Raw genomic sequence first — 14107 nt, 5'->3', positions numbered from 1 at the left:
GGTTAACACAATAGCGAACATACTGACTCCTATATAAACACTTTCACATGTATTAGCTTTTGGTTCATAATAACACTTGAAAAAATATTCAATTTATTTTTAAAAAATGGTGGTCGTTTTTTATTTTGTGTTATATAATAATTAACAATAATATAGCTGTTATATAACATAGAAAGAAGGAATGAATGATGAACAAAACGGATTCAATCGCTCGGAGAATTCTAGGGTGGAAGCTAAACAGATGGGACCGCTGGTTTGATTATGAAAAAGGAATTTTCATACATGACTCTGAATTTCAACCAGAACAAAACCTTGAACATGCCCTGCTAATCGTTGAAAGATTAGAGAATTTCGGATTTACCTTTTCAACCTCTGGCGACTCTGAAGTTAGCTTTAACAACATCCGCGCCAAAGGTGAAACTTTAGCACAAGCCATTACCAATGCTGCCTATTCGATAATTGAACAGAACTCAGAAACTAACACGACTAGAATCTGGAGCACATTGTGTTAGCCTATTCCACAAAATCCAGCATCTTAAACATTAACCTTCAAAAAGATTAGTCCCAAGACTTGTTAGTCTTGGGACTCTTTTAATGTTATTTATTTAAAAACAAAGTACCAATGCCTATTAGTAAAATACCAATAATGGAATAAAAGGATATTTTCTGTTGTAATACTAATATAGATAAGATGGTAACAAGAATCGCATTTACCCCAGTTTGTAGACCAGCAAGCATTACTGTATTTCCAAATGTTTTGCTGCCTTGTATAAATCCCCAAGATAGTACAACGTTTCCTATAAAACTTAACGGAAGAAAATATACATTAAATCTCAGGGTGTCTTTTAATGTTGGTTGAAAAAAATAGGCAGATAAAATAGGTAATAAGGAAAAAACACTAGCTCCAATAATAATTGCCCCAATGATAAATAATTTCAAATGAACACCTCTCTAGATAATGGTAGTAGTTTTACTAATAGTATCGCAAATTTCATTTCCCCTATTCAGTCCATTATCTTCATAGGAGCAGCCAAGGTGTCCAATATTTCGAATAAAAAAAGACTACTCAATTGGCTTCCAATTAAACAGTCTTTTTCGTTTCATATTAAGTTTGTTACTATGGAGATCCTCAACATTTAGTTCTTAATGTGAGTACTTTTCTGCTCTTGATTTACGAATGTAATGGACAATAAATGTCACCACAAACGACAATACCAAGAATCCAATAAATATTTCATTGGCAATATGAATATTTACCAATGTTAAACCCATTTTAATCGCAATGAAAGTAATTAAAATATAGGCAGTTGTTTCAAGCTCTGGTACCCTGTCCATTAATGCGATAAAGAATGTTGCCACACCCCGCATGAGAAGAATCCCAATCATACCGCCAAGTAATATCACCCAAACTTCTTCAGATACTGCAAGTGCAGTCAGAATACTATCGACTGAAAACGCTAAATCCATAAGCTCTACACTGATAACGGTTGCCCAAAAGAATCCAAATGTTTTTACTAACCAGCCTTTTGGTTGAACTTGTTCATCTTCTCCTGCTTCTTTATGAAGTAGCTTGTCTTTAAAGAATTTAAAAGCAAGCCATAGCAAGTATAAGGCACCGATTAATTTGATCCACCATAGTTTAATCAGGAACGTCCCTAATCCGATGAAGATGAATCGGAAAATATAAGCTCCCCATAATCCATAAACTAAGGCTTTCTTTTGCTGCTCTTTCGGCAATGGCTTAACAAACGCAGACAGCACTAAGGCATTATCCGCAGATAAAATACATTCTAGTACGGCTAACGAGAGTATTAATCCCCATGCTTTTGGTGAGGATAGCACTTCTGCCCACATATGCCAATCTAACATCGAAGCATAGGTTGATACAATTCCTTCCCACATTCAACATTTCTCCTTATATTCTTATTTAATCCATCTTTTCTAGTATTTCATTTAATTTTTTGAGACCATTAATAATTTCGTAAAGTGATTGGTCTGTTTCCCCTTGAATGGCACGTGAAATTTTTTCGATCAATTCCTGATTCATCTCTTCAACAACATGAATGCCTTTCTCTGAGAGAACAACCTTTACGACTCTTTCATCTCCGCCATCTCTTACTCGTTCAATGAAGCCTTTACTTTCAAGCTTTTTACACATCGTTGAGACATTTGTTCCGGCTATATTTAATCGGCTTGCTAAACTGCCGATGGTATGTGAACCGTGTTGCTGTACTTCAATTAGTGTTCTTCCTTGCAAGGTAGTTATCCCATGGTGTTCGCATAAAGTGTTAATTAAACTCGTTGTTTTCTCACTTATTTTTCTCGTATTATTCCAAAGAATATTTTTAAAATCGATTACATCCATGGTTACCTCCATTTACCTATATTTAATAATATATATAACATATATATATTATAGTTTATATGCTTTTATTTGTCTATTTTAATTTTGCCAATTTAAATGAGTATTTATTAGGAGATGTCCAAACAATAATGGTATTCATTAATGGGAGGAAGAGCAATTGGAACATACCTGGCTTTCACTTGTACCATTTCTTATTGTCATTGGGATGTCCATTTGGCTTAAAAACATTTTACCTGGACTTGTTGTCGGTCTTCTCGTAGGTTCCTTGATTTTTACATCTGATTTATTAGAAGGAACTACACAAAGTGTTACGTATATGGTAACCACAATTTCGGATAAAACGAACATTAAAATTATTGCGTTTCTTTATTTGTTTGGTGGTCTAGTAGGGATGATGAACATTTCAGGCGGGATAAAAGGTTTTTCTGAATGGATGGGAACGAAGATTAAGAGTGAGCGCGGTCTTCTTGTATTGATTTGGCTAACCCTACCGTTTACCTTTATGATGCCTATGTTTCGGATTATGATGATTGGTCCTGTCGTTAAGTCAATTGCTAGAAAAATGAATGTATCCAAGCAAAAGGTCGGCCTAACAATGGACATCTCGACAGAGTCGGTCATCGTCCTTTTACCAGTTGCCACCGCTTTTGTTGGATTCATGGTTTCTTTAGTGGAGGGCAGTATTGGCGGATTGGGCTTAGGTATGTCACCCTATGAAGTATTCTTACTCAGTATTTTGTTTAATTTTTTTGCAATTGTCACGCTGGTCATCGGATTAGTTCAGACGATTTGGACTCGCGTGGGGGAAAATACCTATCAAAAAGGCGAACAGGAGAAGCTTGAAGAGGAAGAGCATGAATTTCACCGAATAGGGATAAAAAGAGAGTTATCTTTGGTAAAAGCCCAGCCATGGAATTTGATTGTTCCTATTTTCTTACTGCTCGGATTATCTTTATATCTATTGTGGTGGGACGGTTCAGCGAAAGGGGCTAAAACGGTTTTCGATGCTTTTTCAATTGCTGATGCCACCTTTGTGATGCTGTTAGCAGTATTTATTACGCTCATTTTATCTTTAATTTTTTATATGATTAGACGACAAACGCTACACGAGCTACTGTATCATTTTTATGATGGTGGGAATCAGATGATGGAAGCCATTAGTTTGTTAATATTAATTTGGTCACTAACCCTATCAGCAGAGGATCTAGGTTTTTCGAACTTTATTAGTTCAACCTTAGGCTCCTTTTTACCAGCTTGGTTAACTCCAGCCACCATCTTTTTTCTTGGCTCTGTTGTTGGATACTTTATCGGTTCTTCTTGGGGAACTTGGGGATTGTTTATGCCATTAGGCGTTTCATTAGCAGTGTCTACTGGGGCATCGATTTCGTTAACTGTAGGTGCCGTATTTGCAAGTGGAGCCTTCGGGGCATTAGCTTCCCCATTAGGCGATACCACGATTACGACAGCTTCTATTATGGATTTACCGATTGTAGAATATGCACGGTATAAATTGAAGGTTTCTGTTATTGGCGGGATGATTTCAATTGCCTTCTACATTGTTGCGGGCTTGTTTATTTAAGATCACTACACACTATCTACAACTTCATTCGCGTGCTTCAAATGACGCTCGTGAATGAAGTTGTTCATCTTTCACACAAAAAAGAAGACCTGGTGTGGCCTTCTCCCCGTTTATTTATTATCAGCTTCCCATTTAGCCACTTCTTCACGAACGATAGGTGCTACTTCTCTTCCTAAAAGTTCAATTGATCTCATGACATCTTCATGAGGCATGGTGCCGACCGGACAATGCAGCATAAACCGAGTAATTCCAACATTCTTCCGTAGGTTTATGATTTTTTCCGCTACTGTTTTCGGATCACCCACATACAATGCTCCCTGTAAACTACGCGCTGCATCAAATGTCGATTGGTCATATCTTCCCCAGCCACGCTCTCGACCTAATTTATTCATTGCCTGTTGGGTTGAAGGGAAAAATTTTCTAGCCGCTTCTTCTGTAGTTTCTCCAACGAAACCATGTGAATGAGAAGCAACTGGCAGCTGTGAAGCGTCATGACCAGCGTGTTCGGCCGCTTTCATATAAAGTTGAACAAGTGGTGCAAAATGTTGGGGACTGCCACCAATGATGGCTAGAACAAGTGGTAAACCAAGCAGGCCTGCACGAATAACAGAGTCCTGACTTCCGCCGCTCCCTATCCAAACTGGCAGTGGTGTTTGAACTGGTCTTGGATATACACCCCGATTTTGAATTGCAGGTCTGTGTCCGCCATCCCACGTTACTTTTTCGGATTCTCGTATTTTCAACAATAGCTCAAGCTTCTCTTCAAATAACTGGTCATAGTCCTTTAAGTCGTAGCCAAACAACGGAAATGATTCAATGAAAGAACCTCGACCAGCCATAATTTCAGCACGACCATTCGAAATCGCATCAACTGTTGCAAAATCCTGAAAAACTCGGACTGGATCCGCTGAAGAAAGAACGGTCACCGCGCTGGTTAGTCGAATTCGTTTTGTCTGTGCCGCTGCTGCAGCCAATACAATTGCTGGGGAAGATACCGCATAATCTTCTCGATGATGCTCACCGACACCGTAAACATCCAATCCAACTTGATCCGCTAGAACTATTTCTTCAACCACTTCACGAATCCGTTGTGCATGACTAATCACCTTACCGGTTTCAACATCAGGTGTTGTTTCTACAAATGTACTTAACCCAATTTCCACTGCGACTTCCTCCTACTAATAACTTAAAAATTATATTTCCATATATTATTATCTTAACCCTCTATCTCCGATTCACAAAGGATTTTACCTCGAAAGCACTAAAGCACCGACTTCCACCATAGGAGTCCGTGCTTTTCAAGTTTTACAAAATAAAGCTCCATTGCGTAATCTATATTACAAGATTTCTTTTATACTTTTGATGACGGTGTCTATTTCTTCTTTTGTCGTATACCTTCCTAAACTAAATCGAATCGCACCCATGCCAATTTCTTCAGGCACCTTCATTTCTTTTAAAACAGGCGATAATTCAATACTCCCAGCATGACAAGCAGAGCCTGTGGAGGCGGCAAGCTGTGGGATTTTATCTAATATATCTTGACCTACCCTCCTGACAAAACTCACATTCAACGTATTCGGTAAACGGTCTTCCGGGTGACCATTCAAGACTACCGATTCACCGAACTCATCCCTTAATTGATTCCAAAAATAATCAGTTAACTCCTTTATTTTTCCAAATGGAGTCCCAGCAATTTCACATGCCTTTCCTAATCCGACAGCTAATAGGGTATTTTCCGTCCCTGCTCGCATCCCATTTTCATGCCCTGCTCCATGAATAAGTGGTTCAAGTTCCACTCCATCGCGAATGAACAATGCACCAATTCCTTTCGGAGCATAGAGTTTATGACCAGCTATCGTTAACATATCTACTTTTAACTCATTCACATTGACTGGAACTTTGCCAACAGACTGTGAAGCATCCGTATGAAAGGCAATTCCATACCTTTCAGCAATTTCCCCTATTTCTTTAATTGGCTGTAAGGTACCTGTTTCATTATTTGAATGCATAACTGTAATCAGGATTGTGTCTTTTGTAATCGCTTTTTCAACTTCCTCAGGTGAAACTCTCCCAAATTGATCAACCCCGACATACGTTATCCTAGCCCCAACCTTTTCAAGGAACTTACATGGATTCATGATGGCCGGATGTTCAATTGTTGAAGTAATTATGTGGTTACCTTTATGCTGATTCTTAAAATATAAACCTTTTAATGCCAGGTTATTTGCTTCACTTCCGCCTGAGGTAAATGTAATTTCACTAGGAGTACAGCCAATTAACTCAGAAACCTGCTTTCTTGCGTTATGTAATTGTTCTTTCACTGGTTTTCCTGCCCAATGCAGTGCTGATGGATTCCCAAAATAATCATGCAGTAATGGCTGCATCGCATCAACAACCTCTGGAGCCAATGGTGTACTCGCGTTATAATCAAAGTAAATCTTTTTCATCTAACTTTTTCTCTCCCTAAATCTTTTTAGGATAATAGTAACAAAATTTCCTTAATTATGTTACTGATACTACTTACGTATATGTATATAATTAAGTTTTTCGAAGGGCCTTATCTTAAAAAAATTCCCAGCCATTCGTTAGGTGCGATTGGCTGGGATCTCGATATATGACTAGATAAGCAATCAGTTTACTCCAAGCTCAAATAACCTGGTTCTCACTGTTTTAAAATTGAAAAAAACGGAAGGACTACAACCGAAAGTGTAAGAATAAAAACGGCAACTGACCCCATTTTTTGTTTTCCCCTCCATAAAGTCACAGCGAAGCCAAATGTATAAACCACTATCACGAGTAGAGCAAGGACAATTACTATTTTCAACCTAATCCCCCATCTTTATTGGTTTTTTTATCTGTCTACCATAATCAATAATTTCTATTTCTGGTATTACATGAATCTCTGCCTTTAGGTACGATTTAGCCCAATTAAATTTTTTGTATTCCTGAATGGTTCCAAAATATTTACGGGCAGAGAAAGATAACGGATATGGTACACCCTTTAATTCAGTTTGGGTTTTTTTAAAAAATTCTTCATTTATTTTTCTAATATCTTCCTCGATCTTTTCTTTTAAAATTTTTTGATTTTTTTTTATTGCAAAATTGGCCATTGAGGGGTTTGACATGATTTCAACTTGTAATGGTAAGGTAATAAAGATCTTTGGCCTGGGATCCTTTACATTCATTTTCACTTTATTATTCTCTGTTTTAAACATTCTTGCTGACATTTGTTTCTCACTGCCTGGAAATGGATTAGGGAAATTCACCAATACATCTTTTATATTTGTTGAATCATCAAGAATATTGACATTCCGTGTTTCTTCACCGGATAGCTTAGTGATCATCCTTCCATTCCTAAAGACCGCTGAACCAATAAATTGTGTATCATCAAGCTCTCCTGTTGCCCGCACTTGCCCTGCTAAGTATTCATCTTCTTTTTTATATTCAGGATTCTTTTGCCTTGTGGCTGTTGTATACATCGCCAAATAAAGGTCTGTCCCTCTTTCCATTGTTTTAAAAAAACGAAGGAGCGTCGATTCAGGAATAAGCCCATTTTCGATTCCATGTTCGATCATGAATTGATAATATTTGTGTGGCCGTGTTTCCATTTTTGGTTTATTGTTTAGAAAATACTCACTGGCCTTTTCCTTTGATACTGCCAGATAACTATTCAGTCTAATTTGTTTATCTTTAAGGGTGTCGTAAATGGTTTTTACAAATTCTTTGTCACGTGCATATTCCTCGGATACAACAATTATCTTTAATAGTTCATAACTAATACTTCGTGAGATAATCGCATTAGCGGTCGCTTTCGCTGCAATAAAATCATTGGCTTCAAATGTGATGATTTCCCTAGGCTTCTCGGTTGAACCACCACCGCCTTGTATGCTCCCTACTTCTGGATTGGCAAGTAGCATAGTGACTTTGATATTCCCTTTATGTTTGGAACCATCAATGCCTAGCCCGATTACATAGGCTTTATCTTCAAGCTCCTCTCGATCCCAACAGCCAGATAATAAGCTAACCATGATGATTACTATCAAAAATTTACATACTGCTTCTGTTTTTTGCATGCTTAAATTCTCCTTTTACCAGTGCAACCAACCATAAAAGTAGTGATATGACGAAAAACGTAAGACCTGCTATATTTGTTATCGACTGTTTAAATACTAAAGCAACTTCAAGTGGATTTTCAGGAATACTACCAATTAATAAATACATCGTCGCAAGAGCTGGAATTAAGAATTCAAGTTCATTTATTTTAAAGATATGAGCAAACATTAGCGCATTTAGATATATAAAAACGGCAAAACGAACAAATATTGCCAGAATCCATATCACAAAGAAGAATATTTCTATGTTTGGCAGGTAGGTTCCGAGGGAAAGAAAACCAATAGCTGTATGGAATGGATAGCCCATTCCTTTCAAAGATGTATCAAACATACAAATAAAACTGATTATGGCCACACTAATTTGGAAACTGACGAAAGCTAAGGCATACCACGTGGATTTTCGAAACTCTTTCGTTGAGTTCATATTTGGTATGAGCAGGGTAAGTAGAAAAAAATCTGCAAAAAGTGTTATTTTTAGTGCGCTTTGCTTTAAAATCACAAGCTTTCCAGGACCCCAAATCGGAAATATTGCTTTAATAGTACTATCCTGAGTACTAATGATTAATGCGAAAAATAAGGAAAAAAGCGTATAGAAAACGATTAAATAACCAACTGATCCGATATTCTGAATTCCTTTTTTCGCTCCATACGCACTAATGACCATTAAAACAGCGTAGATGATAAGATTAGGAGTAGTTGTAAAATAATAGGACCGAATAATATTTGTATAGGTTCTAGAATCAAACGAAATGGCGAAAGAACTAATGAGAAATATAACAAGGCAAATAAAGAAGCCTATATATCTCCCGAGTAAATGTTGGATAACGGAAAACAAGTTTTTCCCTTGAAATAGCTCCATTGTTTTTAATAATAAAAAGAGCCCAACAAAAAAAATAACTGCCGATAGAAGCGGAATCATCCATGCTGCATTTTTAACATTACTGTACAGAAGCGCTGGGCTACTATCCGTTGCTTTTGCCCCTACCATTATAATAGCAATGGACATATATTCACGCATACCAAGTTTTCTAGATTCCATATGAGCTTATCCCTTTCTTTGTTTGACCATATCCTTTGGTTTTAAATATCCTGGCCGAAACTTTTCATTTATTGGGATATGACGAATAAGTAGGTCCTTTGAAGATGAGAAATGCGGTGTCATCGGCGCAAAGTAAGGAATTCCAAAAGATCTTAATGAAACTAAATAAAAGAGGCCTATTGTAAATAGCGCCATAACCCCATAAATGCCGAAAAAACCTGCTGAAAAAATAAACAAAAAGCGGCTGATACGAATGGCAAAATTCATGCTGCCATCAATAATAATAAAAGAGCTTAAACCACTTAAGGCGATAACGATGATGACAATAGGACTAATGATATTTGCTTGAACAGCAGCTTGCCCTAAAATTAATGCACCCACAATCCCAATTGTAGGACCAATCGGAGAGGGCACCCGTAAACCAGCTTCTCGAATAAGTTCAAAGCCAATTTCCATCATCAGAATCTCAACGATCGACGGAAAAGGTACTCGTTCCCTTGAACCTGCAATCGCCATTAATAAATCTGGCGGAATCATCCCTACATGATAGTTTGTGATGGCAATATAAAAAGGAGAGGCGAAAATCGCAATAAACAAAGCCAAAAATCGCAATAACCTGATAAAATTTCCATAGGGTGTCCGCAAATAGTGATCTTCAGGCGAATGCATAAGTGCCCAAAAGGTTGTTGGAAGAACAAGACAACTTGGTGAATTTGCCATCAATAAAACTATGTGGCCTTCTTCAATGAAAGCAGCTGCCCTGTCAGGTCGTTCGGTATATAATAGCGTTGGAAAAAAGGACCTTGGTCGTTCTTCTAAATACTGTTCCAATATACTTAAATCGAGAATCTTATCAGCATTAAGTGTAGCCAGCTTAATTTTTATCGATTGAAGTATCTCATCATTTACTAAATCTTTTTCATATACGAGGAACACACTGTTTTTCGAACGTTTTGTAATGACCTGCGATTCAGCGATTAGATTTTCATTACTAATCTTTTTACGGATTAAGGCAATATTATCAACCACGTTCTCGTTAAAAGCTTCTTTTGCACCTTTTACAATCACTTCATTAGCAGATTTTTCAATGGATCGACCATGAATTTTGGTCGTTTCATATAAATAGCATTGAGAATCGCCTTCTACAAAAAGTGCAGTGACTCCACCCGAAATAAAATCAGTAATTTCCCCAATATTGGTAGCCGTTTTTGACATTGGATAGGAAACAATATCTTGAATCTTTGTTGAAGTTTGCTCGTCTTTCAATAATTTTTCCATGATGCTTTCTTTAATATGCTCTAGGTCAACCATTGTACTGACGAAAATGATAAAGGCACGGCGTTTTAGCGCAGGAATGGTAAACTCACGTACCTTGACATCCGTGTTTTTCGGAACACTAAACATGCGCTTAAATGTTTGTAAATTATCTTCTATTTGGCTGCTGATGTTTTGTTTTTTTAAATCAATATCCTTTGTATTAGGTTGTTCATTTATTTTTGGTTCCTTAGGTTCATCCATAACAAGCTTCTTAAAAATTTTTCTCCTCATCTTGAAACACTCCCCCATTTTTTATATAGTTTTCCAACTTTAGGTGGATTATGTATGAGAAGAAAAAAGGAAGATAAAAATGGTTAAAAAAAGACCTCCCCCCACACATCAACAAGGATGTAGGAAGAAGGCTGATGAAAATGCTTTGTTATCATTTTTACAAAATTATTTAGTTATTTTGTAATTTTTATGGTTAACAATCGTTATAAGTGGTTCATCCTTTTCTTTCGAGACACCATATTGTACCATTACTGAATTTTCCCTTACACCGGTAACGATACCTTCAAAAGAGTTTCCCTCACGTTTAAAGGAAATCTTATCGCCAACTTTTGCATTAGCCATTCTATCACCTCGCCATTACTTTTTCCAAAATTAACTTTAGAAATACTTTTTTAAAAAAATTTGAACAATACTATAATACTCTATTTTCAATGAATTTTATATTTCGAAATTCGAAAAAAATGGTACAATACGAGATAATAAATTTTATTTGAATTAGTAGGGGATTGGGATGAAAAAGAAATGGATGATTTACGGAATGTTGTTTGTCGCAACGGCAACCTGGGGTAGTGCATTTATTGCTGGTAAAATTGCCGTACAAAGCTTTGAGCCGGCAACGGTTGCTTTTTTACGTTTTCTAGGAGCGGTTGTCCTTTTGGTTCCACTTATGTGGATGATGGAAAAAAATCGAAAGAAGCCAACTCTTAAAGATTACGGATTATTTGCAGTTTTAGGATTAACCGGTATCGCACTCTATAATATTTGTTTTTTTATCGCAACGAAACAAGCACCTGTGATTAAGAGTTCCTTATTTATCGCTTCAAATCCTGTATTGATTGTCCTTTTATCAGGATTATTTTTAAAAGAGAAAATAACAAAGAACCATATCATCGGTATGATGACTGCTCTTACAGGAGCTGCCTTTATTATCACCGATGGTCATATACTCACATTGTTCAAACTTGGATTTGAAACGATTGATTTCGTTTTACTAGGCGCCGTGATCAGTTGGGCATTATACAGTGTGGTTGGCAAAGTAGTATTAAAAAAATATAGTGCTGTGGAATCGACAACCTATGCGGTTGCTTTTGGTACTGTATTCTTAGCACCCTTTGCTTTCGCAGAAACCTCCTGGCAGGATATTACCCACGCTAACTTTTCAACCTGGGTTGCCATTGCCCATATGAGCATATTTGTAACAGTCGTTTCATTTATTATGTATTATTACGGCATAAAAGAGGTTGGTGCAGCAAAGTCTTCTATCTTCATTAACGTTATGCCTGTATCCGCTGTTTTAATGGCTACTATCTATTTAGGAGAGACTTTCACCTGGGCTCACGGTATTGGTGCCGCATTTGTATTAACTGGAGTTTATATTGGAACCAATACGAAGTTATTTAAGAAAAAAGTACCAGTGATTAAAAATGCAGTCCCTCGATAAAAATTAGTTCCTGTTCAATTAAAAAAAGATTAGGTTTTAAGATAATTGTGTGCTATACTGTGTCTACCATTTGCTTTACGTTTTACGTTTTTCGAGTACCCGCCCTGCCCCATTACTGGAGCAGGGCTTTTTATGTTCCTATTTATAACCAAAATTTCAGATAAAAAAAAGACTCTACAAGAGAGTCTTTTTTATATATGTCGGTTCAAATTAAGCTTTACGAACGTTAGTAGCTTGTGGTCCACGTTGACCTTGTTCTACTTCAAAAGTAACTGCTTGACCTTCGTCTAAAGTTTTGAAACCTTCGCTTTGGATAGCTGAGAAGTGTACGAATACATCGTCTCCTGCTTCTCTTTCGATGAATCCGAAACCTTTTTCTGCGTTAAACCATTTCACTTTACCTTGTTCCATTTTTTGTTTCCTCCTCGTATGCTATGCATACATTGTGTTACTATCCTTGCTCAGTTCTTTAGACGTAAAGTTTGAAAACTTTTATATCCAACTGACAAACAAAAATAATTCTTCTTTAATATAACAGAGATATTATATAAATGCAAATAAATCTGGGAAAGTTTTTAAATACGCATGTTTTTAAATACTAGTTAATTTTTGTAAATAATAATTACTAAGTTCTGTATATTCCTTCACCTCTAGTTTTCCTTTGTCACTAATGATATAGGTACCCCTTTTAATCCTTTCAAACCAGCCGTAGTAATTTTTTGTTAAAATGGAGGGTGTTTTATCGCCCGTCCCCATTTGAATTAATGCCTTGGGTGATAAAGGTCCCCTATTTTCTAGGAAACAAGCAATTTGAATGCAATTTTCTTTGTAGGCGGTCATTATTTTCCTGCGATTACTTCCCCCTACATTGAAGTCAGCGCTTCGCCCGCTAATTTCCTTCAGGATGGCTTCTCTTTTCTTTTTTTGCCTGCTCGCTCCTGTTTTACGATTAAAGGGAGCAGGATGAATAAGTATATCTGCCCTTGGATCATTTCCAGGGAATGAAACCACGATTAATCCAAGCTCCAACCTTTTGATTAAGTGAAACTTATCTGACCACTGCTTAGAATTCATTCGGTTATTTGGTTTTGGAATCGCAATGTAAACTTTGTCCGTTAATCGCTGTCGTTTTGCAGCTTGTATAAGCAGGTCTACACTTAAAGTTAGCTTTAATTCAATAATGACCAACTCATCCTCTTTAACTGCAACTATATCGCAATCTCGCACTTCACCGTATACCTCATAGCCTTCAAGCGAAAAATATCTCTGAATCGGTCTATATAAATCTACCTCTTGTAGCTTTCTATTTTCTTTCATATGTATCTCCTACTATTAAAATGCAACTCTCACCTGGTTATCTTATCATGAAATTTTAGATGTTTATCAAACAATCCTTAAAGAATCTTTGTAATTGAGTTAGCAAAATCTAACAGAATTATGATAGTATAGTATTCGAAATATAAAGAGTATTTGAACACACAGCATGGGGGCATAAAATGAACAAAAAATTATCAGCTCAGCTATTTTGGATTATACCAACAGTCATCATTGTTTTGGGATTACTATTATTATTTTATCAAAACTTTTCCAAAGTGACCGAACCACCTGCTCCAAATTGGAGTAGAGCCATAACGGTAGGTAAGACGGATATAAAAAAACTACCGCCTATACGAGTGTCAGCAAAAGGAGATTATATTTTTACTAGAATTGAAGGTGAAAAACTAGCCACTACAACTATTAATAAGGATTTTAAAGTTACCGATTATAAAACATATGATATTCCAGTTAATAAATGGACGCAAGTTTATCAGGAAGAAGATAAAATCATTTATTTTGATTTTAAGGATATCTATGACCAAGCTAAGAATAAAATCATCCCGGATGTTGAGAAATTCTATCCATTAGATACCACAATCGTTTATGTTAAAAACAATGAACTATTTCATCTTACACCAGAAAATAAATCATCCGAAAAAATAATGGACATAGATTTAAATAAATTTGATATTGTTTTACAAGAAAA

General features: G+C 36.5%; 16 protein-coding genes. 4 read left to right on the top strand and 12 right to left on the bottom strand.

The window, feature by feature from the left end; translation table 11 throughout:
- Positions 1–185 precede the first annotated feature (185 nt).
- Positions 186–512, top strand: coding sequence for a BC1872 family protein (locus V7124_RS12950; RefSeq protein WP_335489637.1), 327 nt, complete (start codon positions 186–188; stop codon positions 510–512).
- Positions 513–597: 85 nt separating this feature from the next.
- On the opposite strand, the gene V7124_RS12945 is transcribed toward V7124_RS12950, so the two are convergent.
- The 3 genes from V7124_RS12945 to V7124_RS12935 all read right to left on the bottom strand — a co-directional run bounded on the left by V7124_RS12945 (position 598) and on the right by V7124_RS12935 (position 2365).
- Positions 598–939: a hypothetical protein gene (locus V7124_RS12945; protein ID WP_335489635.1), complete on the bottom strand. Its 342-nt coding sequence runs from the start codon at positions 937–939 to the stop codon at positions 598–600.
- 204 nt (positions 940–1143) lie between these two features.
- The gene (locus tag V7124_RS12940; protein ID WP_335416647.1) at positions 1144–1902 is read right to left on the bottom strand and encodes a TerC family protein; all 759 of its coding nucleotides are present in this window, start codon (positions 1900–1902) and stop codon (positions 1144–1146) included.
- Between the two features lie 25 nt (positions 1903–1927).
- A complete protein-coding gene (locus tag V7124_RS12935) occupies positions 1928–2365 on the bottom strand; it encodes a MarR family winged helix-turn-helix transcriptional regulator (RefSeq protein ID WP_335489632.1) in 438 nt (145 codons plus the stop codon).
- 157 nt (positions 2366–2522) lie between these two features.
- Here V7124_RS12935 and V7124_RS12930 point away from each other — a divergent pair, with 157 nt between their 5' ends.
- Complete coding sequence (locus V7124_RS12930; protein ID WP_335489629.1) at positions 2523–3944, top strand: Na+/H+ antiporter NhaC family protein; 1422 nt, start codon at positions 2523–2525, stop codon at positions 3942–3944.
- A 110-nt stretch (positions 3945–4054) separates the two neighbouring features.
- On the opposite strand, the gene V7124_RS12925 is transcribed toward V7124_RS12930, so the two are convergent.
- The 7 genes from V7124_RS12925 to V7124_RS12895 all read right to left on the bottom strand — a co-directional run bounded on the left by V7124_RS12925 (position 4055) and on the right by V7124_RS12895 (position 10985).
- Complete coding sequence (locus tag V7124_RS12925; protein ID WP_335489626.1) at positions 4055–5107, bottom strand: LLM class flavin-dependent oxidoreductase; 1053 nt, start codon at positions 5105–5107, stop codon at positions 4055–4057.
- 174 nt (positions 5108–5281) lie between these two features.
- Positions 5282–6391: a cysteine desulfurase family protein gene (locus V7124_RS12920; protein WP_335489623.1), complete on the bottom strand. Its 1110-nt coding sequence runs from the start codon at positions 6389–6391 to the stop codon at positions 5282–5284.
- Between the two features lie 215 nt (positions 6392–6606).
- A complete protein-coding gene (locus V7124_RS12915) occupies positions 6607–6768 on the bottom strand; it encodes a hypothetical protein (protein ID WP_335416656.1) in 162 nt (53 codons plus the stop codon).
- A 1-nt stretch (position 6769) separates the two neighbouring features.
- Positions 6770–8017, bottom strand: coding sequence for a Ger(x)C family spore germination protein (locus V7124_RS12910; protein WP_335489621.1), 1248 nt, complete (start codon positions 8015–8017; stop codon positions 6770–6772).
- Positions 7992–9095 (bottom strand): GerAB/ArcD/ProY family transporter, encoded by a 1104-nt coding sequence (locus V7124_RS12905; protein WP_335489618.1) that lies wholly within the window; start codon positions 9093–9095, stop codon positions 7992–7994. The genes V7124_RS12910 and V7124_RS12905 overlap by 26 nt, the downstream gene beginning before the upstream one ends.
- A gap of 6 nt (positions 9096–9101) precedes the next feature.
- On the bottom strand, positions 9102–10643 hold the full coding sequence (locus tag V7124_RS12900) for a spore germination protein (RefSeq protein WP_335489615.1): 1542 nt from the start codon (positions 10641–10643) through the stop codon (positions 9102–9104).
- A 165-nt stretch (positions 10644–10808) separates the two neighbouring features.
- Positions 10809–10985, bottom strand: coding sequence for a DUF2187 family protein (locus V7124_RS12895; protein WP_335489612.1), 177 nt, complete (start codon positions 10983–10985; stop codon positions 10809–10811).
- A gap of 169 nt (positions 10986–11154) precedes the next feature.
- Between V7124_RS12895 and V7124_RS12890 the strand changes: the two genes are divergently transcribed.
- Entirely contained in the window at positions 11155–12084 is a 930-nt protein-coding gene (locus V7124_RS12890; RefSeq protein ID WP_335418073.1) for a DMT family transporter, read from the top strand.
- Between the two features lie 210 nt (positions 12085–12294).
- Here the strand turns inward: V7124_RS12890 and V7124_RS12885 are convergent, their stop codons facing one another.
- Positions 12295–12495: a cold-shock protein gene (locus tag V7124_RS12885; protein ID WP_026568674.1), complete on the bottom strand. Its 201-nt coding sequence runs from the start codon at positions 12493–12495 to the stop codon at positions 12295–12297.
- Between the two features lie 180 nt (positions 12496–12675).
- Complete coding sequence (locus tag V7124_RS12880; RefSeq protein ID WP_335418086.1) at positions 12676–13401, bottom strand: DUF2161 domain-containing phosphodiesterase; 726 nt, start codon at positions 13399–13401, stop codon at positions 12676–12678.
- Between the two features lie 179 nt (positions 13402–13580).
- Here V7124_RS12880 and V7124_RS12875 point away from each other — a divergent pair.
- Positions 13581–14107: hypothetical protein (locus V7124_RS12875; protein WP_335489609.1), on the top strand; the 527-nt coding region annotated here is incomplete at its 3' end.

Source organism: Neobacillus niacini, from assembly GCF_036961885.1.
In the GTDB taxonomy this organism is placed as follows: domain Bacteria; phylum Bacillota; class Bacilli; order Bacillales; family Cytobacillaceae; genus Neobacillus; species Neobacillus niacini_H.
This window is presented reverse-complemented; position numbering and strand designations above follow the sequence as displayed.

What these genes read in the sequence shown, in the direction of transcription:
- V7124_RS12950 (WP_335489637.1), top strand. Translation starts at nt 186, where the DNA reads ATGATGAACAAAACGGATTCAATCGCTCGGAGAATTCTAGGGTGGAAG.
- V7124_RS12940 (WP_335416647.1), bottom strand. Translation starts at nt 1,902, where the DNA reads ATGTGGGAAGGAATTGTATCAACCTATGCTTCGATGTTAGATTGGCAT.
- V7124_RS12935 (WP_335489632.1), bottom strand. Translation starts at nt 2,365, where the DNA reads ATGGATGTAATCGATTTTAAAAATATTCTTTGGAATAATACGAGAAAA.
- V7124_RS12920 (WP_335489623.1), bottom strand. Translation starts at nt 6,391, where the DNA reads ATGAAAAAGATTTACTTTGATTATAACGCGAGTACACCATTGGCTCCA.
- V7124_RS12910 (WP_335489621.1), bottom strand. Translation starts at nt 8,017, where the DNA reads ATGCAAAAAACAGAAGCAGTATGTAAATTTTTGATAGTAATCATCATG.
- V7124_RS12905 (WP_335489618.1), bottom strand. Translation starts at nt 9,095, where the DNA reads ATGGAATCTAGAAAACTTGGTATGCGTGAATATATGTCCATTGCTATT.
- V7124_RS12900 (WP_335489615.1), bottom strand. Translation starts at nt 10,643, where the DNA reads ATGAGGAGAAAAATTTTTAAGAAGCTTGTTATGGATGAACCTAAGGAA.
- V7124_RS12895 (WP_335489612.1), bottom strand. Translation starts at nt 10,985, where the DNA reads ATGGCTAATGCAAAAGTTGGCGATAAGATTTCCTTTAAACGTGAGGGA.
- V7124_RS12890 (WP_335418073.1), top strand. Translation starts at nt 11,155, where the DNA reads ATGAAAAAGAAATGGATGATTTACGGAATGTTGTTTGTCGCAACGGCA.
- V7124_RS12885 (WP_026568674.1), bottom strand. Translation starts at nt 12,495, where the DNA reads ATGGAACAAGGTAAAGTGAAATGGTTTAACGCAGAAAAAGGTTTCGGA.
- V7124_RS12880 (WP_335418086.1), bottom strand. Translation starts at nt 13,401, where the DNA reads ATGAAAGAAAATAGAAAGCTACAAGAGGTAGATTTATATAGACCGATT.